18 protein-coding genes are annotated in these 23195 nt (G+C 66.6%); 13 read left to right on the top strand and 5 right to left on the bottom strand.

What is annotated here, in order from left to right:
* Positions 1-7 precede the first annotated feature (7 nt).
* Genes ACFPPA_RS14990 through ACFPPA_RS14975 form a run of 4 tightly spaced genes read left to right on the top strand, consistent with a single transcriptional unit; the run spans position 8 to position 6102 of the window.
* Positions 8-3661: a response regulator gene (locus tag ACFPPA_RS14990; RefSeq protein ID WP_377321316.1), complete on the top strand. Its 3654-nt coding sequence runs from the start codon at positions 8-10 to the stop codon at positions 3659-3661.
* Positions 3662-3668: 7 nt separating this feature from the next.
* On the top strand, positions 3669-4532 hold the full coding sequence (locus tag ACFPPA_RS14985) for a CheR family methyltransferase (RefSeq protein WP_377321314.1): 864 nt from the start codon (positions 3669-3671) through the stop codon (positions 4530-4532).
* On the top strand, positions 4529-5098 hold the full coding sequence (locus tag ACFPPA_RS14980; protein WP_377321312.1) for a chemotaxis protein CheB: 570 nt from the start codon (positions 4529-4531) through the stop codon (positions 5096-5098). Before ACFPPA_RS14985 ends, ACFPPA_RS14980 begins: the two co-directional genes overlap by 4 nt.
* On the top strand, positions 5095-6102 hold the full coding sequence (locus tag ACFPPA_RS14975) for a diguanylate cyclase domain-containing protein (RefSeq protein WP_377321310.1): 1008 nt from the start codon (positions 5095-5097) through the stop codon (positions 6100-6102). The genes ACFPPA_RS14980 and ACFPPA_RS14975 overlap by 4 nt, the downstream gene beginning before the upstream one ends.
* Before the next feature lie 115 nt (positions 6103-6217).
* Here ACFPPA_RS14975 and ACFPPA_RS14970 read toward each other — a convergent pair whose 3' ends face one another.
* Both ACFPPA_RS14970 and ACFPPA_RS14965 read right to left on the bottom strand, forming a co-directional pair.
* A complete protein-coding gene (locus ACFPPA_RS14970; protein ID WP_377321308.1) occupies positions 6218-8686 on the bottom strand; it encodes an acyl-CoA dehydrogenase in 2469 nt (822 codons plus the stop codon).
* A gap of 12 nt (positions 8687-8698) precedes the next feature.
* On the bottom strand, positions 8699-9598 hold the full coding sequence (locus ACFPPA_RS14965; protein WP_377321306.1) for an alpha/beta fold hydrolase: 900 nt from the start codon (positions 9596-9598) through the stop codon (positions 8699-8701).
* A gap of 143 nt (positions 9599-9741) precedes the next feature.
* Between ACFPPA_RS14965 and ACFPPA_RS14960 the strand changes: the two genes are divergently transcribed.
* The 5 genes from ACFPPA_RS14960 (at position 9742) to ACFPPA_RS14940 (ending at position 14326) form a co-directional block, all read left to right on the top strand.
* The gene (locus tag ACFPPA_RS14960) at positions 9742-10320 is read left to right on the top strand and encodes a TetR/AcrR family transcriptional regulator (protein ID WP_377321304.1); all 579 of its coding nucleotides are present in this window, start codon (positions 9742-9744) and stop codon (positions 10318-10320) included.
* A gap of 131 nt (positions 10321-10451) precedes the next feature.
* Positions 10452-12266 carry a phosphoenolpyruvate carboxykinase (GTP) gene (locus ACFPPA_RS14955; RefSeq protein ID WP_377321302.1) on the top strand — a complete coding sequence of 605 codons (1815 nt, stop codon included), beginning with the start codon at positions 10452-10454 and terminating at the stop codon, positions 12264-12266.
* 157 nt (positions 12267-12423) lie between these two features.
* On the top strand, positions 12424-12969 hold the full coding sequence (locus tag ACFPPA_RS14950; protein WP_377321300.1) for an RNA polymerase sigma factor: 546 nt from the start codon (positions 12424-12426) through the stop codon (positions 12967-12969).
* A complete protein-coding gene (locus tag ACFPPA_RS14945) occupies positions 12966-13406 on the top strand; it encodes a hypothetical protein (protein ID WP_377321298.1) in 441 nt (146 codons plus the stop codon). Before ACFPPA_RS14950 ends, ACFPPA_RS14945 begins: the two co-directional genes overlap by 4 nt.
* Positions 13407-13423: 17 nt before the next feature.
* Positions 13424-14326, top strand: a complete 903-nt coding sequence (locus ACFPPA_RS14940; protein ID WP_377321296.1) for a DUF4097 family beta strand repeat-containing protein — start codon at positions 13424-13426, stop codon at positions 14324-14326.
* 88 nt (positions 14327-14414) lie between these two features.
* Here the strand turns inward: ACFPPA_RS14940 and ACFPPA_RS14935 are convergent, their stop codons facing one another.
* Complete coding sequence (locus tag ACFPPA_RS14935) at positions 14415-15326, bottom strand: hypothetical protein (protein WP_377321294.1); 912 nt, start codon at positions 15324-15326, stop codon at positions 14415-14417.
* 250 nt (positions 15327-15576) lie between these two features.
* On the opposite strand from ACFPPA_RS14935, the gene ACFPPA_RS14930 reads away from it, so the two are divergent.
* Complete coding sequence (locus ACFPPA_RS14930) at positions 15577-18486, top strand: bifunctional diguanylate cyclase/phosphodiesterase (RefSeq protein ID WP_377321292.1); 2910 nt, start codon at positions 15577-15579, stop codon at positions 18484-18486.
* 78 nt (positions 18487-18564) lie between these two features.
* Here ACFPPA_RS14930 and hslO read toward each other — a convergent pair whose 3' ends face one another.
* On the bottom strand, positions 18565-19464 hold the full coding sequence (hslO, locus tag ACFPPA_RS14925; RefSeq protein WP_377321290.1) for an Hsp33 family molecular chaperone HslO: 900 nt from the start codon (positions 19462-19464) through the stop codon (positions 18565-18567).
* Between the two features lie 99 nt (positions 19465-19563).
* Here hslO and mtgA point away from each other — a divergent pair, with 99 nt between their 5' ends.
* From mtgA to ACFPPA_RS14910, 3 genes are all read left to right on the top strand, one after another.
* Positions 19564-20304, top strand: coding sequence for a monofunctional biosynthetic peptidoglycan transglycosylase (gene mtgA, locus ACFPPA_RS14920; protein WP_377321288.1), 741 nt, complete (start codon positions 19564-19566; stop codon positions 20302-20304).
* A 62-nt stretch (positions 20305-20366) separates the two neighbouring features.
* Positions 20367-21305: a glycosyltransferase family 2 protein gene (locus ACFPPA_RS14915; RefSeq protein WP_377321286.1), complete on the top strand. Its 939-nt coding sequence runs from the start codon at positions 20367-20369 to the stop codon at positions 21303-21305.
* A 96-nt stretch (positions 21306-21401) separates the two neighbouring features.
* On the top strand, positions 21402-21830 hold the full coding sequence (locus tag ACFPPA_RS14910; protein ID WP_377321284.1) for a CBS domain-containing protein: 429 nt from the start codon (positions 21402-21404) through the stop codon (positions 21828-21830).
* Between the two features lie 30 nt (positions 21831-21860).
* On the opposite strand, the gene ACFPPA_RS14905 is transcribed toward ACFPPA_RS14910, so the two are convergent.
* Entirely contained in the window at positions 21861-23126 is a 1266-nt protein-coding gene (locus ACFPPA_RS14905) for an NTP/NDP exchange transporter (RefSeq protein ID WP_377321720.1), read from the bottom strand.
* Between the last annotated feature and the right edge of the window lie 69 nt (positions 23127-23195).

The following is a 23195-nucleotide window of genomic DNA, read 5'->3' as shown; positions in this document are numbered from 1 at the left end:
CCGACCCATGACGGCAGGCGAACGAGACTCCAGGGGTTCCAGGCGGCATTATTCCTGGCTGGCCCACCTGTCGATCCAGGGAAAGATGCTGCTGGCGATCAGCCTGTTGCTGGGCCTGTTCCTGATCAGCAGCGTGGTCATGCTGGATTCGTTGCGGCAGCAGAACGACAGCCGCCACTGGTCGGACCACAGCTACAGCGTACTGCTCGGGCTGGACAAGCTGGAGCGCGCCGCGCAAACCGGGCAGGTCAGCATGCGCGACTACATGCTGAACCAGGATCCGCGGGAGCTGGCCGGATTCCGGCAGAGCCGGCAGGAGCTGATGCAGGGCCTGGCCGAGATGCGTCAGCTGACCGCGGACAACCCGCTGCAACAATCGCGGCTGGACCGCATCGGCGCGATGGCGGAGCGCTGGAACCGGGAAGTGACCGGCATGGTCATCGAGCCGCTGGGCAAGGTGCACAATGACGGCACGCTGCAGGCATTGACCGAGCTCAAGCGTATTCCGGCAGCCTATCTCGCACGGCGTACGGTAAGCGTGGGGGACATCACTGCGGCGATCGGGCAGATGGCCACGACGGAACGGGAGCTGCTGGCGCTACGCAACCGCGACCTGCACCAGGTGCTGACCATGGCCCGCGTGCTCGATGCGGTATTCGCCGCTGTCGGCCTGCTGTTCGGCTTGCTGATGATGTCGTTGAGCTCGCGCATGGTCACCCGGCCGCTGCGCCGGATGACCGACCTGATGGGGCGGCTGGCTGCCCACGACCACACCATCGAGATACGCAGCACGGAACGCCGCGACGAGATCGGCGAGATCGCCCGCGCCCTGCAGGTGTTCAAGCAGATGGCGATCGAGACATACGAGCAGACCTGGCTGAAAAGCCGGGTCACCGCGATCTCGCAGAGCCTGCAGCAGACCAGCACCCATCGCGATTTCGCCGAGCGACTGACCGGCGAGCTGATGCCGCTGGTGAACGCCGGGGTCGGCCTGTTCTACGGCTACGACGATGCCAGTCAGCGACTCGACCTGCTTGGCAGCTACGGGCTGCGGCTGAGCGGGCACGCGTCGGTACGCTACGTTCCCGGCGAAGGGCTGGTCGGCCAGTGCGCGCTGACCCGCCAGGCGATCGAACTGGACGAGGTGCCGGGCGATTATCTGCGGATCGATTCCGGCAGCGGCACCGCACTGCCCCGCCACGTCGCGATCCTGCCGCTGATGCTGCGCGACCGGTTGCTCGGGGTGCTGGAGCTGGCCGGCTTCGTCTCGCTGGCGCCGCTGCATCGTCAGCTGCTGGCCGAGTTGCTGCCGGCCGTGGCCCTGCAGCTGGAAAACCTCACCCGCGCGATCAACACCCAGGATCTGCTCGAACAGACCCGGCAGCAGGCCGACGAGCTGCGCCTGTCCAGCGTCACCATGCGCCAGCAGAAAGAGGCCCTGCGCGACGCCAATGACACCCTGCAGGCCAAGGCCTTGCAGTTGGAGGAACAGTCACAGCGGCTGCTTGCCTCGGAGGAAGAGCTGCGTGCGCAGACCGAGGAGTTGCAGGCCTCCAACGAGGAACTGCGCCAGAAGTCCGACATCCTGCACGACCAGAAGCGCACCCTGCAGGTTCTGCAGCAGGATACCCAGGAGAAAGCCGAAGAGCTGGCCCGGGCCAGCCAGTACAAGAGCGAGTTCCTCGCCAACATGTCGCATGAGCTGCGCACGCCGCTGAACAGCCTGCTGATCCTGTCGCGCAACCTGGCGGAAAATCGCGAGGGCAACCTGGACGGGGAACAGATCGAGTCGGCGCGGATCATCCACGATGCCGGCAGCAGCCTCCTGCGCCTGATCAACGACATCCTCGACCTGTCCAAGATCGAAGCGGGCAAGATGGAGTTGTCCCTGCAAGACTATCCGTTGCAGGATCTGGCGCGCAGCCTGGGACGTACGTTCGACCACGTGGCGAAAGAGAAGCGGCTCGATTTTTCGGTGGAGCTGGCGGCGGAACTGCCGACGCACATCCATACCGATCCGGGCAAGCTGGAACAGATCATCAACAACCTGCTCGGCAACGCATTCAAGTTCACCGCCAGCGGTGAAGTGCGGGTGCGCATCGGCCGCCCCGACGCGGATCTGCCGGTGCCGGCGCTGCTCGCCGATCGGCCGCTGCTGGCGATCAGCGTGCGCGACAGCGGCATCGGCATCGCGGCGGACAAGCGGGAAGGCGTGTTCAACGCGTTCGAGCAGGCCGATGCCAGCACCAGCCGCCAGTTTGGCGGTACCGGCCTGGGCCTGAGCATTTCACGGCGGATGGCCGAACTGCTCGACGGCGACATCGTGCTGCGCAGCGAAGCCGGCCGCGGCAGCGAGTTCACCCTGTTGCTGACCGAACGCAGCATGGAGAAATCCGCGCTGCCGGACGCCACGGCGGCACCGGTGGCGGCCCCGGTCATGCGACCGATCCCCATGCCGGCACAGCTTTCCGCCGACCTGCGCGACGACCGCGACCAGCTGGCGCCGGGCGATTCGGCCGTGCTGATCATCGAGGACGACCTGGTCTTCGCGCGCATCCTGGCCGAGATGGTGCGCAAGAAGGGCCAGCGCATCCTGATCGCCGCCAATGGCGAGGACGGGCTGGAGCTGGCGCTCCGCTATCGCCCGCTGGGCATCCTGCTCGACGTGATGCTGCCCGGCATGGACGGCTGGACCGTGATCGAGCGGCTGAAGGCGGATGCCGCCACACGGCATATCCCGGTGCACTTCCTGTCCGCCACCGACGAGGTCGAGCGCGGCCGCGATCTGGGTGCGGTCGGCTTCCTGACCAAGCCGGTCAGCCGCGAGGCGATCAACGACGCGTTCGAGCGGCTGCTGCATTTCGCGGCCGGGCGCACCCGCCATCTGCTGATCGTCGACGACGATGCCGATGCGCGCAGCGCGGTGCGCACCCTGTTGCGCCAGGACGACGTGATCATCGACGAAGCCGGCTCCGCCGAAGAGGCCTTGCAGAAGATCGGGCAGACCGGCTACGACTGCATCGTGCTGGACCTCGGCCTGCCCGGCATGTCCGGCATGGAGTTGCTGGAGCAACTGGCCGGCAGCGGCAGCATCCCGCCGGTGGTGGTGTATTCCGGTCGCGACCTCAGCCGCGAGGAAAACCTGAAGATCCGCCAGTACACCGACAGCATCGTGATCAAGGGTGCACGCTCGCCCGACCGCCTGCTCGACGAGGTCAGCCTGTTCCTGCACAGCATCCGGCACGGTACGGCGAAGGAACAGACCGAGCCGTCGAACCCGCAGGAATTGCAGGGCCGCAAGCTGTTGCTGGTCGACGACGACATGCGCAACCTGTTCGCGCTGTCCAAGGTGCTGCGCGACTGGGGCATCCAGGTCAGCCTGGCCCAGGACGGGCACAAGGCGCTCAGCATGCTGGCCGACGACGCCACGCTGGAGCTGGTGCTGATGGACATCATGATGCCCGGCATGGATGGCTACGAGACGATGCGCGCGATCCGGGCGCAGCCCGCGTTCGCCCATCTGCCGATCATTGCGCTGACCGCCAAGGCGATGCGCGGCGACCGCGAGCAGTGCCTGGAAGCCGGCGCCAGCGACTACCTGTCCAAACCGATCGATATCGACAAGCTGGCTTCGCTGATCCGCGTGTGGCTGCGGCGCTGAGGCCGTGATGACCACCGAACACGACGATCTCGAACGGGAAGGCATCGAACTGGAGCTGTTCGTGCAGGCGCTGCAGCGCCGTCATGGCTACGACTTCAGCCAGTACGCGCCGGCCTCGCTGAAGCGGCGCGTGCTCCAGCTGGTGGCGCAGCTGGAGACCGGCACGATCAGTGCGCTGACCGCCCGGCTGCTGCACGAACCTGGGGTGCTGCCGCAGCTGCTGGCCGGCCTGTCGGTACCGGTGTCGGACATGTTCCGCGATCCGGCGGTATTCCGCGTGCTGCGCGAACGGGTGCTGCCGGTGCTCGCCTCCTATCCACGGATCAATATCTGGCAGGCCGGTTGCGCGCACGGCGAGGAGGTCTACTCGCTGGCGATCCTGCTGGAGGAAGCCGGGCTGTACGAGCGCAGCCAGATCTTCGCCACCGATCTCAGCGCCGACGCGCTGCTGCAGGCCAGGGAAGGCATCTATCCCGCGCGCGAGGCACAGCAGTGGTCCCGCAACTACCAGGCCGCCGGCGGCACCCGCTCGCTGGCCGACTATTACAGCGCCCGCTACGACCTGCTGAAGTTCGACCGCCGGCTGCGCCGCAACGTCACGTTCGCGCAGCACAACCTGGTCTCGGACAAGGTATTCAGCGAAACCCATCTGGTGCTCTGCCGCAACGTGCTGATCTATTTCTCCAACCCGCTGCAGGATCGCTGCCTGGGCCTGTTCCGCGATTCGCTCGTGCGCGGCGGCTTCCTCTGCCTGGGCATGCGCGAAAGCATGGACTTCGCCCCGACGGCCACCGATTTCTCGGCCCTAGATGCCGCACTGCGCATCTACCGGCGCAACGGCCCGCTGCTCGAATCGCACGCGCCGCGATGAAGCGACCGTCAGCCATCGTGGTGGGCTGCTCCGCCGGCGGACTGGATGCGCTGAAGATCCTGCTGGCCGGACTGGACCGGCAACTTTCGCAGCCGCTGCTGGTGTGTTGCCACAGCGGTTCGGAGACGGTCGACCTGCTGTGCGAACTGCTCGCGCGGGTTTCCACGCTGCCCGTCGCCGAGGCGATCGAACGCCATCCGGTGCGTGGCGGTATCGTGCATCTGGCCCCTGCCGGTTATCACCTGCTGATCGAGGGCAGCGGGCATTTCGCGTTGTCCGCGGATCCCCGCGTATGCCATGCCCGGCCTTCGATCGACGTGCTGTTCGCTTCCGCGGCCGAGGTATGGCGCGACACCCTGGTCGGGATAGTGCTCACCGGCGCGAATGCCGACGGCGCGGAAGGATTGCGCCAGCTGCGTCGCCACGGCGGTTGCGCGATCGTGCAGACTCCGGAGAGCGCCGTGGCCCGCACGATGCCCCAGGCCGCCCTCGATCTCGCCGGCGCCGACCATTGCGTATCGCTCGATGCGATCGCCCCCCTACTCAATCAGTTGTGCAGTCCATGAACGCTCCAAGCCCGAAGATTCTCGTGGTCGACGACACCCACGCCAACATCGTCGCGATGCGTCGGCTGCTGGCCGGTTGCGGCGCCGAACTGATCGAGGCCGAGAGCGGCAACCGGGCGCTGGCGCTGTGCCTGGATCACCAGTTCGCGCTGATCCTGCTCGACGTCAACATGCCCGACATGGATGGCTTCGAGGTGGCCGCGTTGCTCGGCGAGAGCGAGCAGCTGTGCGAGACGCCGATCATCTTCGTGACGGCGGCCTATGCCGACGATCTCAACAAGCTCAAGGGCTACCGCTCGGGCGCCGTCGACTACATCGCAAAGCCGATCAACGACGCGATCCTGCAGTCGAAAGTGCGCGTGTTCCTCGATCTGTACAACGCCCGCATGCAGCTGGAATCGACCTTGAACGAGCTGTCCCAGCGCAACCAGCAGTTGCAGGTGGAAATCGCCGAGCGCGAGCGCATCGAGAAGCAGGTTCGCCACCAGGCGACCCACGACATGCTCACCGGCCTGCCCAACCGCCCTCTGTTCCATGACCGCCTGCACACCGCGACCCAGCGTTCGGTCAGGCATGGCACCCGCTTCGCGTTGCTGCTGCTGGACGTCGACGGCTTCAAGGCGGTCAACGATACGCACGGACATCCGACCGGGGACGCGCTGCTGCAGGCGATCGCCACCCGGCTCGAGGCGCATGGGCGCGCGAACGACACGGTGGCGCGGCTCGGCGGCGACGAGTTCGCCGTGATCATGGAGGACATCGACGGGTTGGCCCCATTGCTGCAGCGCTGCCAGCACATCTGCGACGAACTGGCACTGCCGTACCCGCTGCACGGGCGCGACGGCAATGCCGCGGTGCGGGTCAGCGTGAGCATCGGCATCGCCTTGTGGAGCGCCGACGCACCCAGCGACGAGCACCTGATCCAGGCGGCCGATCGCGCGCTGTACCAGGCCAAGGATGCCGGCCGGAACCGCTATGCGCTGGCCGCGCCCGACCAGGCCTGACCCTCGGCGGCGTCATCGGTTGCACGACCCATCCGGGACCCATCGCCGACGCTGAAACGACGAAGCCCGCGCCGGGCGGCTGCCGTGGCGCGGGCTTCGTCGTGAGCCGGCGGGCCTAGGCGGCGTCAGCGAGCTTGTGCTTGTCCCCGCGGGTCACCGCGGAGCGCAGTTCCTCGGAATCGAAGTCATCCACCGAGATGAACTCGAACACGGCCTCGCGCACGCGCCGAAGCAGGGCCGCCTCGCTGGCATCGAGCACGCCGGCCTGTTCGGCTTCGGCCAGCTGACCGAGGTAGTCGTGCGACTTGAACTGGCCGGTCTTCAGCGCCTTGCCGAACTTGCGATCGACCGGCTCGGCGGCGATCACGTCCGGCAGCAAGGCATTCATGCGGCCGACCGTGTTGTTCGCCGTCGGGGTCAGATAGACCCATTCCATCAGGCGATCGCGTGCCTCGCTTGGCGCGGTGATCAGCGCCGCGACACGGCGGCCCAGGCGATCGGATGGCGGTACCTCGCGCCGACCGAACGGGAACACCAGCACCCGCAGCAACCATGACACCGGGCGCACCGGGAAATTGCGGATCGCACCGTCCAGCGCCATCTGCATGTTCCACACGCACTGATGGAACGCCCAGGCCAGCAACGGGCGATCCGCTTCCGGCCGGCCGGTGTCCTCGTAGCGCTTGAGCATGCTGCTGGCGATGTACAGGTAGCTCAACACGTCGCCGAGGCGGGCGGACAGCTTCTCCTTGAACTTCAGCTTGCCGCCGAGCACGCCCATGAACACGTCGGCACACAGCGCCAGCGCCGCGGAATACCGATCGAGCTTGCGGTAGTAGCGGCGCGTGTAGGCATCGCCGGCGCTTTCGCCGATGCGCGAGCCGGTGAGGCCCATCGCGAAGCTGCGCACCGCGTTGGACACGCCGAAACCGAGATGGCCGAACAGCAGGCGATCGAACGTCTTCAGCTGCTCGTCGCGGTCGCTGATCGACAGCGCCTGCATTTCCTTCAGCACGTACGGATGGCAGCGGATCGCGCCCTGACCGAAGATCATCAGGCTGCGCGTCATGATGTTGGCGCCTTCCACCGTGATCGCGATCGGCACGCCCTGCCAGGCACGACCGGCATAGTTGTTCGGACCCAGCTGCACGCCCTTGCCGCCGAGCACGTCCATCGCGTCACCGGCGACCTGGCGGCCCCATTCGGTTGCGTGGTACTTGGCGATCGCCGACGGCACGGACGGCTTCTCGCCGCGATCGACCGCCGCCGCCGTGGCGCGCGACAGTGCCGCGGTGGCGTAGGTGAGGCCGCCGATCCGCGCCAGCGCCTCCTCGACCCCCTCGAAGCGGGCGATCGCCAGACCGAACTGCTTGCGCATGCGCGCATAGGCGCCCACCGCGGCCACCGCGCCGCGCAACGCGCCGGTGGCGTTGGAAGGCAGCGAGATCGCACGTCCCACCGACAGCACCTCGACCAGCATGCGCCAGCCATGGCCGGCCATCTGCGGTCCGCCGATCAGGGTCGACATCGGCACGAACACGTCCTTGCCGTGGATCGGGCCGTTCTGGAACGGCACGTTCAACGGGAAATGGCGACGGCCGATCTGCAGGCCCGGGGTGGAGCGCGGCAGCAGGGCGAGCGTAATGCCGAGGTCTTCCTTGTCGCCCAGCAGGTGTTCCGGGTCGTACATGCGGAATGCCAGGCCGATCACGGTGGCGACCGGCGCCAGCGTGATGTAGCGCTTGTCGAAGGTGAGCCTGAAGCCGATCGTCTCGACGCCGTCGACGACCTGCTTGCAGACGATGCCGACATCCGGGATCGAGGTGGCATCGGAACCGGCGTACGGGCCGGTCAGCGCGAAACAGGGGATTTCCTCGCCCACCGCAAGGCGCGGCAGGTAGTGATTCTTCTGTTCCTCGCTGCCGTAGTGCAGCAGCAGCTCGGCCGGCCCGAGCGAGTTCGGCACGGACACCGTCGAGGCCACCGTGGCGGACATCGTGGCCAGCTTCTGCAGCACCGCGGAGTGGGCCAGCGCGGAAAACTCCAGCCCGTTGTAGCGCTTGGGAATGATCATGCCGAAGAACTTGTGCTTCTTGATGAATTCCCACACGTTCGGCGGCAGGTCGGCCAGCTCGTGGGTGATCTGCCAGTCGTCGATCATGCTGCAGAGCTCTTCCACCGGGCCATCCATGAAGGCCTGCTCCTCGACGCTGAGTTCGGGCTTGGGCTGCTTCAGCAACTCGTGCCAGTCCGGCTTGCCGGAAAACAGCTCGCCCTCGAATCCGACCGTGCCTGCTTCCAGCGCGGTCTGCTCGGTCTCGGACAATTTCGGAGTGACACTGGCGAACAGCTTCAGCAGCGGCGCACTGATCTGCCGGCGCCTGAAATCCACCAGCAGCAGCGGCAGTGCGATGGCCGCCTCGATGATCAGCAGGATCGCCGTGGTCCACGGCGCATGCACCAGCAGCCCGACCACCAGGGTGGTGGCGATCGTGGCGATGGCCCACGTGCGCAGGCTGGTGCGGTGGTAGGCGCAGGCACCGGTGGCCAGCAGCGCCGCCAACAGGGTCAGTATCACGGACATCTCAGCACCTCATCACGGTTGAACAGCGCCGGCATGCCGCCGGTCGACTGATAATGAATCAAGATTCTGCACGAAGCGGCTGACTTCACGCGTGAACGCATCATTCGCATCGCCTGCCACCATGTGCGTGGCCTGCGCCAGTTCCACGTGCTGCGCATGCGGCACCAGTTGCAGGAACTCGTCGACCGTGGCGCGCGACACCACGTCGCTGCGCGCACCCGACAGCAGCAGCACCGGAATGTCGATCTTCGCCGCCGCCGCCTGCAGGCGGGGCTGGTAACGCTCGCTCTCGTGCACCACGCCGGCCAGCAACGCCGTATCCCAGTGCCAGCGCAGCCGGCCATCGGCGCCTTCGCGCAGTAACGGGCGCAGTTGCTCCTCGCTCTTGCGTTCGCGGCGCTGCGGCAGGTAGCCGGCAATCCGGTCGGCCGCCTCGGCATAGTCCGCGAAGCCGTCCGGATGCGCCTGCATGAAGGCGAGGATGCGCTCGACCCCGGCCGTCTCCCAGCGCGGGGTGATGTCGACCAGCACCAGCGCACGGAAGGGCGCCGGCCGGATCTCGCCGGCGAGCACCATGCCCAGCAGGCCGCCCATCGACGCTCCGACCAGGATCGGCGGTTCGGGTTGCGCCAGTGCCAGCCGCAGCAGGTCGTCGGCGAACTGATCCATGTGGTACTCGCCACCGGTCGCACGCTCGCTCTCGCCGTGCCCGCGGGTGTCGAACGTCACGCAACGGCAGCCGACGCCGGCCAGTGCCGCGGCGGCGCCGTTCCAGGCGCCACGGGTCTGGCCAAAGCCATGCGCGAACAACAGCGCCGGGCGGCCGGCGGGATTGCGCGTCTCCACCGCCAGGCTCAGGTCCGCGACGGGGAAGCGGGCAATCGTTTCGGGAAAGTGACTGAGATTGACCATACGGATGAGTATGGATTGCCTCGATACAGGCCGTCAACCTCTCCGGCGGCCATCCCGGCGAAAGGCTGGCGTCGCCCGGGCTTTTCGATGGGTTCGCTGCCGGGCACCATTACAAATGCGCGGCGTATGGCTACCATACGCACATGAATGTCAGCAGCAAGCCAGAACGTACGCGCCTGTCCGCCGAGGACTGGGAACTCGCCGCCCTGCATCTGATCGCCGAACAGGGCGTCGGTGCCCTGGCCGTGGAGGCACTGGCACGCCAGCTGGGCGTGACCAAGGGGAGTTTCTACTGGCATTTCCGTACCCGCGAAGCCCTGCTCAATGCGGCACTGGAGCGCTGGGAGCAGTACGGCGAGCGCGAGATCATCAGCGAGATCGAACTGATTGCCGATCCGCGCAAGCGCCTGCCGGAACTGTTCCGCCGGGTCGCGCACGAGTTGCAGCCGCATCGGGTGTACGCCGCCTTGCTGAAGGCGCTGGATCATCCGCAGGTGGTGCCGGTGATGGCCCGCGTGTCGCAGCGGCGCATGGAATTCCTGACCACTGCCTACCGCGAGGCCGGCCTGCCACCGCCGCAGGCATTGAACCGGGCGCGCTTGACCTACGCCGCCTATGTCGGTTTCCTGCAGCTGAACTTCACGCTCGGGCTGCCACGGATCAACCACGAGGAATTCGAGGCCTACGTGGAGCACATGATCGCGACGCTGATTCCGGCCTGACCCGGACAGAACAGCCGCAAGCCCCGAACGGCGCCACATGGCGCCGTTTTTGTTGCGTCGTGCCTTGCAATACCAGTGCACGCAAACTACCGTTTCGCTTCCATTTTTCAACAAGACCTTAGAGGAACACGATGGCCAGCAAGCTGGAAGCGCTCACGCACTGGGTAAACGAGGTGGCCGCCCTGACCCGCCCCGCAGAAGTTCACTGGTGCGATGGCTCGGATGCCGAATACCAGGCGCTGCTGCAGCAGATGCTGCAGGCCGGTACCCTGATCGAGCTGAACCAGCAGACTCACCCGGGCTGCTATCTGCACCGCTCCGATCCTTCCGACGTTGCCCGTGTCGAGCACCTGACCTTCGTCTGCCCTCCACGCCAGGAGGACGCCGGCCCCAACAACCACTGGATGGATCCGGCCGAAGCGCACGCGAAGATCGATGCCCTGTTCGACGGCTGCATGGAAGGTCGCACCATGTACGTGGTCCCGTACTGCATGGGGCCGATCGATTCGCCGCTGGCCCGCTGCGGCGTGGAGATCACGGACAGTCCGTACGTGGTCGCCAACATGCGGATCATGACCCGCATGGGCGCGGCTGCGCAGGCGCGGATCGAGCGCGAGGGCCTGCTCCCGGACGGCGCGTTCGTGAAAGGGCTGCATTCGACCGGCGAGCTCGACCCCGAGCGCCGCTTCATCATGCATTTTCCCGAGGAGCTCACGATCAAGTCGTACGGCTCCGGCTACGGCGGCAATGCGCTGCTGGGCAAGAAATGCCATGCCCTGCGCATCGCCAGCCATCAGGCGCGCAGCGAAGGCTGGCTGGCCGAGCACATGCTGATCGTCGGCATCTCGAACCCGCAGGGCGACACGCACTACATTGCCGCCGCGTTCCCGTCCGCCTGCGGCAAGACCAACCTCGCGATGCTGATTCCGCCCGAGGGCTACCGGCAGGACGGCTGGAAGGTGTGGACGGTGGGCGACGACATCTGCTGGATGCGCCCCGGCGCGGACGGACGCCTTTACGCGATCAACCCGGAGGCCGGCTTCTTCGGCGTGGCGCCGGGCACCAGCGAGTCGACCAATCCGAACGCGCTGAAGAGCATTTCGCGCGACACCATCTTCACCAATGTCGCCGTCACCGCCGACAACCAGCCGTGGTGGGAAGGCCTGCCAGGCACCCCGGTCACCGACTGGCAGGGTCGTGCGTATGACCCGGCCAACGGACCGGCTGCGCACCCGAATTCGCGCTTCACGGTCAGTGCGCGGCAGTGCCCGACCTGGTCGGATCAGGCCGAGGCACCGCAGGGCGTGCCGATCAGCGCGATCGTGTTCGGTGGACGGCGACCGTCCCTGCTGCCGCTGGTGATGGAGGCCCGTGACTGGAGCCACGGTGTGCTGATGGGTGCCGCGATGGGTTCGGAAACCACCGCCGCCGCCACCGGAGCCGTCGGCGTGCTGCGCCGGGACCCGATGGCGATGAAGCCGTTCTGCGGCTACCACTACGGCGACTATTTCGCGCACTGGCTGTCGTTCGACCAGCCCGGTGCCAGCTTGCCGAAGGTGTTCCACGTCAACTGGTTCCGCAAGGGTGCCGACGGCAAGTTCCTGTGGCCGGGCTTCGGCGACAACCTGCGCGTGCTGGAATGGATGATCGCCCGGGTCGAGGGGCGCGTCGCCGGCACCGAGACGCCGATCGGCATCCTGCCTGCGCACGCCGGCACCGGGCCGGGCGAGCTGAACCTGGACGGAGTCCGGCTCGGCCAGGAACAACTCGACGCCCTGCTCGCGGTGGATCTTGACCGCTGGCAGGAGGAACTTGCCGCCATCGGCGAGTATCTCGAGACCTTCGGCACGCGGCTGCCGCCGCGCCTGCGTCAGGAACAGCAGCGCGTGGCCCGCGCCCTGAACGAAGCCTCCGGCCAGCCCCGGCGCGCAGCCGTCGCGTCCTGAGCGAACCCGGTCGCGGGCAGGCTTGCACGGCTGCCCGCGACCGCCCCGTCAGGCCCGCGTTACCGGGCTCTCACGCCCTCTTCGTTCAAACCCTTTCGCCTGACGATGCATCCAAGCTGGCAAGATGAACGCCGCCTGCCCTGCCATTGGACGCTCCATGTCGCCTGCCTCAACGGGAGCCAACGACACCGATGACGTGCGCGCCGCGGCTGCCGGCGATCGCCATGCCTTCCAGCGCCTGTATCGGTTGCATGCGGGTCGTGTGCATGGCGCGGTTTACCGGCTCGCCGGCTACGACCACGCCCGCGCCGAGGATCTCACCCAGGACGCGTTCATCCGCGCCTGGCAGAAGCTGCCGGGCTTTCGCCATGAAAGCGCCTTCGGTACCTGGTTGTACCGGTTGGCGGTGAACGTGGCCCTGATGGACATCCGGGCACGTGGCGCCGATCCGGTCAGCATGCTCGATGACGAGCACCTGCTGGACGCCGGCGAGACACCGTTCTGCGCGGCCGAACGCGATGAACTGGAACGCGCCATCGGCAAGCTGCCTCCACGCGCCCGTGCGGTACTGGTGCTGCACGATATCGAAGGCTGGCGGCACGACGAGATCGGCAGTGAGCTGGGCATGGCGGTCGGCACCTCGAAAGCGCAATTGCACCGCGCCCGCGGCCTGCTGCGCAAACTATTGGGAGAGAAGTCATGAACGAGTTCGAATGGCGTCGCCAGTTGCGCGAACTGCGCCAGCCACTCGCGCCCGGGCGCGACCTGTGGGCCTCGATCGAGGCTTCGCTGGACGAGGCGGAACGCGTTGATGCGCCGCCTGCCCCCCGGGTCCTGCCCCGGCGTCGACGCTGGCTGCTGGGTGTCGGACTCGCGGCCTCCGTCGTGCTGGCTGCCGGTCTGGGCTGGCACCTGCTCCAGCCGCCGACGACCCCGACGGTCGCCAGCGCCGCCCGCACCGGCTGGAAACCGGCCGACCCCCGCCTGGCCGGCGCCGCGATCGAGCTGGATGCCGCCCGCATGGAGTTGCAGCTGGCGATTCAGCAGGCGCCCGACTCGGCGGCGCTGCAGCGCCTGCTCACACGCACCGAACTGCAACAGACGCAATTGCGTCGACTGGCCAGCCACCAGGCCGGCTGAAACTCTCGGGAATGACCATGAAAACCATCCGCTATCTTCCGCTGCTGCTGAGCCTGTGCATCGGCCAGGCCCTGGCCGACACCCCGATCCGGCTGAGCCATGACGCCAGCCCGACCGCGCACGTCACCATCAGCAACATCGCCGGCTCGGTGAACGTGACCGCCTGGGATCGCAACGAGGTGCAGGTCGGTGGCCAGCTCGGCGAGGGTGCCAAGCCGCTGTCGATCACCGGCAGCGACGGCGACCTGACCATCAAGGTCGAGCCGCAGGGCGGCTCCGGCTGGCTCAGCTGGGGTGGCCGCACCCGGATGGCACCGACCACGCTCGAGCTGCACGTCCCCAGGGCCGCGTCGCTGGACGTCGAGGTGGTCAGCGCCCCGCTGGTCATCGACGGCCTCGACGGCGGCGACATCCAGGTCAATACGGTCAGCGGCAAGGCACGCATCAATGCACGGACGCCTTCGCTGAAAGTGGACAGCGTCAGCGGCGGCATCGAGCTGGCCGGACATGCCGAACGGGCCGAACTGCAGACCGTCAGCGGCGAAATCCTGGCGCCCGCACTGGGCAGCGAGGTGAAGCTGCAGACCATCTCCGGCCGTATTCAGGTGGCCGGTGGGCCGTGGCGCAAGCTCACCCTCAGTACGGTATCCGGTGACGTGCAACTGTCCGGCGGCCTGGCCGCCGACGGCAACCTCAGCATCGACAGCATGAGCGGCGACGTGCAGTTGCAATTGCCAGCAGACACTTCCGGCAGACTGCACGCCAGCAGTTTCAGCGGTGACCTGCGCAGCGATTTCGGTACGCCGAAGGAACCCGAACACGGCCCCGGCAGCTCGCTGGATGTCCGCCTCGGCGATGGCCGCGGCAAGATCAGCATCGAGACCTTCAGCGGCGACCTGCGTGTCCGCAAGCAGGGCTGATATCGGACCGATCGAGCAAGTCATTCGGCCACGAACGAAAACGCCGTCGCACAGGCGACGGCGTCAACGGCTCAACTGAAGGCGCGGATCAGAGATCCTGGTGGTATTGCACGTACGGCGTGCGCGACTGATCCGGCTCGGGACCGACCGGCGTGTTGGCCGGCGTACCGGACGACCACAGATTCTGTGCACCGACACTCAGCGAACCACGCCACGGCAGGCGCCAGGTTACGCCAAGATCGATGCTGTTCCAGCGCCGGTCGGCGTTGAAACCGCCCGGAATGCCCGCCTCCGGCTGCATCGTTCGACCGATCAGCACACCACTCAACGAGCCATGATCGATGCCGAAACTCAGGGCCTTCTGATCCAGCACGTTGGTACCCAGCAGGTTGCCCGGGAGCAGGTGAATGCGACCGATGCTGGCGCCCAGGTCGATGCCGCTCCTGCTACCCAGGACCAGCCGGCCGCGGGCGTTGAGCTGGGAGCTGCTGTCGAAACTGGAAAGGCCATCCACGCCGGGCACGGCACCGGGAAGCACCCGCGGCAATACCGCGTTGTTGTCGGGCGTGCTGGTGGAACCCACACTCAGGCCAAGGCTGTAGGCACCGGCGTCATACGTGGCACCCACTTCGCTGCCAAGAATCCGCGTGTTCTGGTTCACCCATGAGTGCTCGCTGATCTCGGCGTGCGCCTGCAGCCTGGGTCCCAGGCCATATTGCAGGCCGGTCGTCATTACACTGGCCGCACCGGCCGATTGCAGCGCCAGCGGCGTGTTCAACCGCAGCGCATCGGCACCCGTGCTGCTGTCTGTCTTCAGCATCAGCTGACGACCATCGACGCCACGCCACAATGGCACCGTGATACCCGACTTGACGTCCCCGGTCGCGTGCACCGATGGCTGCGCCAGCAGGTGCTCGGCCATGCTGTTGTCGCTCACGGACTGTCCTGCCGCGGCAAGCGGCAACAGGGCAATCAGCGACAGGATGGACAGGCGACGCATGGGCTTGGACCAATGACTCTGTTCAGTGGTGGGGAACTCGGTGTCCAGTATACGCCGCTTTACGTTTTACTAACACCCTGAAAATACCTACCGACTCACAGAATGATGCGGGTTTGTGTCAAGCTTTGACCCGTCGGGATAACGCAGGTTCCCGCCTAGCCACAGCGGACGATGGGGCCAATCTACTCCTCGAATGGAGACGATCTGACGTCGATGCCGCCAGATCGTTCCGGAACTGACCACAATCCAGATGAGTGCCACTCCGACGACCCGTTCACCCCAGCCACCCCAGGTGACGAGGGGTCTTGCGGCCCTGCACGGGGCTGTCGAACGGTTGTTCGAGGCTCCGGACACCGCCAGCGTGATGGAAATCTGCGAGTTGATGCTGGCCAACTTCGGTATCCATGGCCGGCTGCGCTGGCGCTACAAGGACGATGCGACACCCCCACCGGCGGCCGGACAGCGCCAGTTCGACCTGGCCGAAGACCCCCAGGCCATGCGTACGCTGACCCTGGAATGGGCGGATAGTCCGCCACCCGAGGTCATGCTCGACCGCCTGGGCTGGCTGGGCCGGCTGGCCGACACCCGCCTGCGTCAGCTGGCCGAGACCAGTCGCCTGTACGAAGCCATCTCCCGCCTGGCCCTGGCCGAGCGACTGCAACGCGCGCTCTATGCGATCGCCGAAGAAGCGGGCGCCGAGCACGACATGCCGGAGATGATGCGTTCGCTGCATGCCATCGTCAGCAGCCTGATGTATGCCGAGAACTTCTACATCGTGCTGTACGACGCAGCCACCGACAGTGTCCGCTTTCCCTATTACGTCGACATCGCCGATACCGATCCGCCGCCGCCGGACCAGGACCTGCCGATGCAGGACATGCTGCACAGCCTGACCTGGAATCTTCTGCAGGAAGGTCGTCCGCTGATGGGTTCGATCGAGGAACTGAAGCAGCAGCTCGGCAACCGCTTTACCCTGATCGGCCCCAGTTGCGAACACTGGCTGGGCGCGCCGCTGTTGCGTGGCGGCCAGGTGGTCGGGGGCATCGTGATGCAGAGCTATCGCCCTGACACCCATTATTCGCAGCATGATCTGGAGCTGCTGAACTATGTGGGCCAGCACGTGCAGACCGCGCTGGAGCGGCGTGAAGCCCACATCGAACTGGGTCGCCGGGTCACCGACCGCACCGCGGCACTGCGCGAGGCCAACCGCGTATTGCGCCAGCAGGTGCTGCAGCGCCAGCGCGGCGAACGCCTGCAGGCAGCGCTCTTCCGCATTGCCGAACTGGCCAACACCTCGGAGAGCCTGGAAAAATTCTACGCCGCCACCCATCAGGTGATCAGCGGCCTGCTGTATGCGCGCAATTTCTATATTGCGCTGGTCGACGAGGACAGCGGTCAGCTGACCTTTCCTTATTCGGTGGACGATGTCGACAGCGTGCGGCCGGCACGCGCGCATGGTCGCGGCGCGACCGAGTACGTGCTGCGCCATGCCAAGCCGTTGCTGGCCACGCCGGTGGAGATCGACCGGCTGAGTGCGCTTGGCGAGATCAGCCACTTCGGTACCCGCTCGGTATGCTGGCTGGGCGTGCCGCTGATCTGGGGCGGCAAGGCCCTGGGCGTGCTGGCGCTGCAAAGCTATTCGCCCGAGCACACCTACAACGAGCGCGACCAGGAACTGCTGACCTTCGTCAGCTACCACATCGCCAATGCACTGCAGCGCAAGCAGGCCGCGTCGTCGCTGAAACAGGCCAATGCCGGGCTGGAACGGCGCGTCACCGAGCGTACCCGCGCGCTGGCGCTGGCCAACCGCGACCTGCGCGAGCAGATTGCCGAGCGCGAACGCGTCGAGCGCCGGCTCAAGTACGAGACCCTGCACGATTCGCTGACCGGGCTGCCGAACCGCACCTTGCTGCTGCAGCGGCTGGAACAGGCGATGCAGCGCTACCACGCGAATCCGAGTGAGCAATTCGCGGTCCTGTTCATCGACCTGGATCGCTTCAAGGTGATCAATGACTCGGTCGGTCACCTGGTCGGTGACGACCTGCTGTTCCAGGTCGGCGGCCGCATCCGCGCCTGCCTGAAAACCCGCGACGTGGTCGCGCGCCTGGGCGGTGACGAATTCGCCGTCTTGCTGGAAGGGATCGTCGACACCGACAAGGCCCTGCTGATCGCCGAACGCATCATCAGTGAGCTGCAGACGCCTTTCCGGCTCGGCACCAAGGAAATCTTCACGTCGGCGTCGATCGGCATCGCGTTGTCCGGCCCGCATTACCGTCAACCGGAGGAGTTGCTGCGCGACGCCGACGCGGCGATGTACAACGCGAAGGATGGTGGCCGCCACCGCGCGGCGATGTTCGACGACCGGCTGCGCCGCGAGGCGCTGTCGCTGCTGGACATGGAAAGCGACCTGCGCCACGCGCTCAGTCGCAACGAGTTCGAGCCGTACTATCAGCCCATCGTCGAACTGGCCGATGGTCGCGTGACCGGCTACGAGGCGCTGCTGCGCTGGCATCACCCCGAGCGCGGCCTGTTGCCGCCGCATGATTTCCTGCTGATCGCGGAGGAATGCGGCTGCGCCGAGGCGATCGACTGGCAGATCTTCGAACAGGTCTGCACCCAGGCCGTACGCCTGATCGGTACCGAGGGTTTCATCAGCATCAACGTTTCCGGCCGGCATTTCCGCTCCGCCGACCTCGACCAGCGGCTGCTCGCGCTGTTCGACCAGTACGCCGTGCCGACCCGCTGCATCCGGATCGAGGTGACCGAGCATGCGTTGCTGGAGAACCCGACCCAGGTCAAGCAGATGCTGCAGAACCTGCGCAGCCATGGCGTGGGCATCGCACTGGACGATTTCGGCACCGGCTATTCCTCGCTCAGCTACCTGCACCAGTACCCGTTCGAGACGCTGAAGATCGATCGCTCCTTCATCACGGAGCTGCCTCCCGGTGACGAGGAAACCCAGGGACTCGCGCTGGTGCGCGCGATCCAGGTGCTGGCCGACTCGTTGCGGATGAAGGTGATCGCCGAAGGGATCGAGGAAGAATCGCAACGGCAGGCGCTGATGCGGGTCGGCTGCCGCTATGGCCAGGGGTTCCTGTTCGCCACGCCGCAGCCGGCAGCCACCTGGCTGCACGCCGACAAACCGCTGCTGCTGGCCTGATCCGCCGCGGGTACTCCGCTTCGTGCCGCGATGCATGCGGCGCGGCACATGCATCGCAGCCGATTCATTGCGCACGGTTCATTGCGGGGTTTCCGGCGCATCGGGCGCCGCGGCATCGCTGAGCAGATATTCGGCATCGATGCGATCGAAGTGATAGTGCTGCGCGCAGAATTCGCAGATCACCTCGATCTCGTCGCCACGCGAGGCCAGCGCCGCCTCGACTTCGTCACGACCGAGCGAGCGCAGCATCCCGGTCACCCGCTCGCGGCTGCAGCTGCACCCGAACGCCAGCGAGCGGGGCTCGAACAGGCGTACCGCCTCCTCGTGGTAGAGCCGGTACAGCAGCTGCTCCGGTGCGCTGGCCAGCAATTCCCCGGCCTGCAATGTCGCGGTCAGATGCACGATGCGATTCCATGCATCGTCATCGAGCGCGGCGCCATGGCCGCCCTCGTCCGGCATCTTCTGCAGCATCAGGCCCACCGCATGCTCGCCGTCGGCGACCAGCACGATGCGCGCCGGCAACTGCTCGGACCGCACGAAATAATCTTCCAGCGATTCGGCCAGCCCGGCATGCTGCAGCTCGACCAGCCCCTGGTAGCGTTGGCCACGCTCCACGTTGCCGATGGTGATCGCCATGACCGCTTCGGCCAGTTCATCCAGCGCCAGCGGCTCGGGCAGTGGCTCGTTCCAGCGACCCAGCCCGCGCAACCGCCCGCGGTCGGAGCATTCGGCAAACAGCAGGCGCAACGCCCCGGAACTCTTCAACTCGACCGACAGCGCACCGTCGAGCTTGATGTTGCCGGTCAACAGCGCACTGGCGGCCAGCATCTCGCCCAGCAACGCCTGCAAGGCCGGCGGGTAGTCGGCGTGACTGACTACTTCGCGCCACGCCGGGCCCAGGCGCACCAGGGCACCGCGAACACCGGCATGTTCCAGCAGGAATCGGTGCAACACATCATCGACAGGCAGGGTTTCCACGGTACGCGCGCTCGCTTGAGGTCGGCCGATACAGATGGGGACGCCACGGCATCCAGACAACGCCCCCTATACTGCCTGCATCTTTCCGCGCGTACCGCCATGCCTCTCATGTTCCGCCGTTCATTGCTGATCCGCCTGCTGCGCTCACTGGGGATCCTCGTGCTGGCCTGGATGGCGCTGAGCTGGCTGGCGGTACTCGTGTTGCGCTTCGTGCCGCCATGGACGTCGGCGGTGATGCTGGAACGCCGGCTGGGCGCATGGGTGCACGGCGAGAAGGATTTCCGGCTGCAGCAGCACTGGGTTCCATGGAAGCAGGTGTCGACCTGGGTGCCGCTGGCGATGGTGGCCGGCGAGGATCAGAAATTTCCCTACCACCACGGCTTCGACTTCGACTCCATCCAGAATGCCCTCGACGCCGCCGACGAGGGCAAGCGCCTGCGCGGCGCCAGCACGCTAAGCCAGCAGACCGCCAAGAACCTGTTCCTGTGGAACGGCCGCAGTTTCGTGCGCAAGGGACTGGAAGCGTATTTCACCGTACTGATCGAGCTGACCTGGCCGAAACGGCGCATCCTCGAGGTGTACATGAACATCGCCGAGCTGGGCGACGGCATCTACGGCGTGGGCGCGGCCAGCCAGGTGTATTTCCACACCACGCCGGCGCGGCTCGACCCGGCGCAGGCCGCCCGACTGGCGGCCGTGCTGCCGAGCCCGCGGCGGTTGCATGCGGATCGGCCCAGCGCCTATGTGCAGCGTCGCACCCAATGGATCGAGCAGCAGATGGAGCAGCTCGGCGGCCCCGGTTACCTCGAAGGCCATGCACCGCCCCGCCCGCCGCATTGAGCGCGACTCGCCCGGCAGCCGTCAGCCGGTTAGGATGACGCCACCTCTCGCTGGCGCTGCCCATGCCGCAACTTACCATCGTCGTTCCCGCCTACAACGAATCGGCCGTGCTCAAGTCGTTCCATCGACGGCTGCAGCAGGTGCTGGATGAATTGCCGCTGGACTGCAACGTCCTCTACGTCGATGACGGCAGCCGCGACGACACCTGGTCGATCATCGAATCGCTGATCGCCCTCGACTCGCGCACCGGGGCGATCAAGCTGTCGCGCAATTTCGGCAAGGAGGCCGCGCTGACCGCCGGGCTCGACGCGGTCACCGCCGACGCGGCGGTGGTCATCGACGCCGACCTGCAGGATCCGCCTGAACTGATCCCGGCGCTGGTCGAACAATGGCAGGCCGGCTACGACGTGGTGTACGCCACGCGCAGCGCCCGCGAGGGCGAGACCCCGTTCAAGCGGTTCACCGCGGCGGCGTTCTACCGCAGCATGGAGCGGCTGTCCGACACCGCGATCCCGCGCGATACCGGCGACTTCCGCCTGCTCTCGCGACGCGCCCTGGATGCGCTCGGCCAGCTGCGCGAACGCCAGCGCTTCATGAAAGGCCTGTTCAGCTGGATCGGCTATCGGCAGACCTCGGTGCGCTACCTGCGCGAACCGCGCGAGGCCGGCACCACCAAATGGAACTATTGGCGACTGGCCCAGCTGGCGATCGAGGGCATCACTTCGTTTTCCACCGCGCCGCTGCGGCTGGCCACCTGGGTCGGCGTGGGCGCGGCCGGATTCGCCTTCGTCTATGGCCTGTGGGTGCTGATTCATGCACTGCTGTACGGCGATCCCGTGCGCGGTTATCCCACCCTGATCCTGGTGATCCTGTTCCTGGGCGGGGTGCAGTTGCTGGCGCTGGGCGTCATCGGCGAATACCTCGGGCGAAACTATGCCGAGAGCAAGCAGCGGCCGCTGTATTTCGTCGAGGAGCAGCACCTGCCACGCCGCCAGCCCTGAGCAGGTCCCGGGCTTCACGCCTTTGCTACACGTCGAACCGGTAGCGGCGCTAAACTCGGCCCAGACGGCCCGCCCGGGCCGATGGGAGACCCAAGCATGAGCCAGGTCAAACATCTGCTGGAAAACAAAGGCAGCACGATCTTCAGCATTGCGCCGGATGTCCCGGTGCTCGAGGCGATCAAGCGGATGGCCGAACATGGTGTCGGCGCACTCCTGGTGATGCGCGGCGACGAACTGGTCGGTGTGGTGTCGGAGCGCGACTACGCCCGCAAGGTGATCCTGCAGGGGCGCTCCTCGTCGGAGACCTCCGTGTCCGACATCATGAGCAGCACGCCGCTGACGGTGGGGCCGGACACCGACGTGTTCGATTGCATGCGCCTGTGCACCGACAGCCGCATACGGCACCTGCCGGTGGTCCAGAGCAACAAGGTGGTCGGTGTGATCTCGATCGGCGATCTGGTCAAGGCGGTGATCGACGCCCAGGCCGAACAGATCGAGCACCTCGAGCGCTACATCACCGGCTGAACGGGAAGCGCGGCGCGGTCGAGGCCGCGCTCACCGCGACAGCGTGCCGTCTTCCCCGGTCGGCACACGCTCGTCCGGCGCCAGATCCGGCGACCAGCCGGCGCGCCTTGCCACCACCGCTGCCAACGTCGCGACGCCGGTGCCGAGCAGGGCCAGGCCACCGATGCCCCAGCCCAGCATGCGCAATCCGCTCACCGCGCTGGTCACTACCACGTCGCCAAAGCGCCAGACCGCCGTCTCGATGAAGTTCTTGCCTTTGTAGCGCGTCTCTCGCGGCACCCGCGTGTACAGCGCGTCCACCGCCGGCTTGGTCATGCCGTAGGCGAAGCCACGCGTGATCACCAGCATCACTGCCAGCAGCAGCGGCATTTTGTAGCCGAAGAACGGGACACTGCCGCCGCCGATCAGCGCCACTCCGGCCAGCAGGACCAGATTCACCAGCGATGGCACAACCAGTCCCCAGCCGGCGCCGCGACGCACCAGCAACCACGGCGTGAGACTCAGCTGCAGTACCACACCAAGCAGGTTGGTGGCCAGATCGAGGTCGTTGTAGAACGACGTGCGCGCGACGGTGCTGGTGAAATGTGCCTTGGCATAGTCCGCCACCAGTGCATAAGCCAGCGTACCGATGCCGTCGCCGAACAACATCAGCAGCGCCATGTAGCGCAGGAACGGGCGCGACCACAGCTCCTTGATCCCGGCCCACAGCGAACCGCCGATCGCCTCCTCGCCGCGGCTGCCCGGCTGCCGGTCGTACCGGATGGAGAGCTGCAGCAGCAGCATCAGCGACAGGCCCAGCGCGATCGCCGAGACCAGCAGCAACGGCGCCACCCCGATCAGCTGTACCAGCAGCCTGGTCACCAGCGGGCCGAACACCGCGCCCGCCATGCCGCCCAGGGCGATCAACGAAAACACCTGGCGCGCCTGCCCGCTGGAAAAGATGTCGGCCATGAAGCTCCAGAACAGCGACACCACGAACAGGTTGAACACACTGACCCAGACGAAGAAGATCACGCCCAGTTCGCGCGCGCCGATGCGGTCCTGCGCCATGAATGCCGGCACGAACGCGAGCAGGCACAGAATGAAAAACCCGTAGCTCCAGCCGAGCAGCCGCTTGCGTGGAAAGCGCGCCACCAGCAGGCCGAATACCGGCGTCAGCAGCAGCATCACCACGAACACCGCGCCATAGAACAGCGGCAGTGAGGTCGAGCCGACCGCGCCGCTGAGCTGGTCCCTGACCGGCCGGATGATGTAGTACGACGTCATCACGAAGAAGAACGCCAGTGCGGACAACATCGGCGCGGCGGCTTGTTCCGCAACGGCAGGACGAGGCAGATTCACGGATACATCCAGTCGGGGGCGCAA

It is taken from the genome of Rhodanobacter ginsengisoli, assembly GCF_042657065.1.
Classification (GTDB): domain Bacteria; phylum Pseudomonadota; class Gammaproteobacteria; order Xanthomonadales; family Rhodanobacteraceae; genus Rhodanobacter; species Rhodanobacter ginsengisoli.
This window is presented reverse-complemented; position numbering and strand designations above follow the sequence as displayed.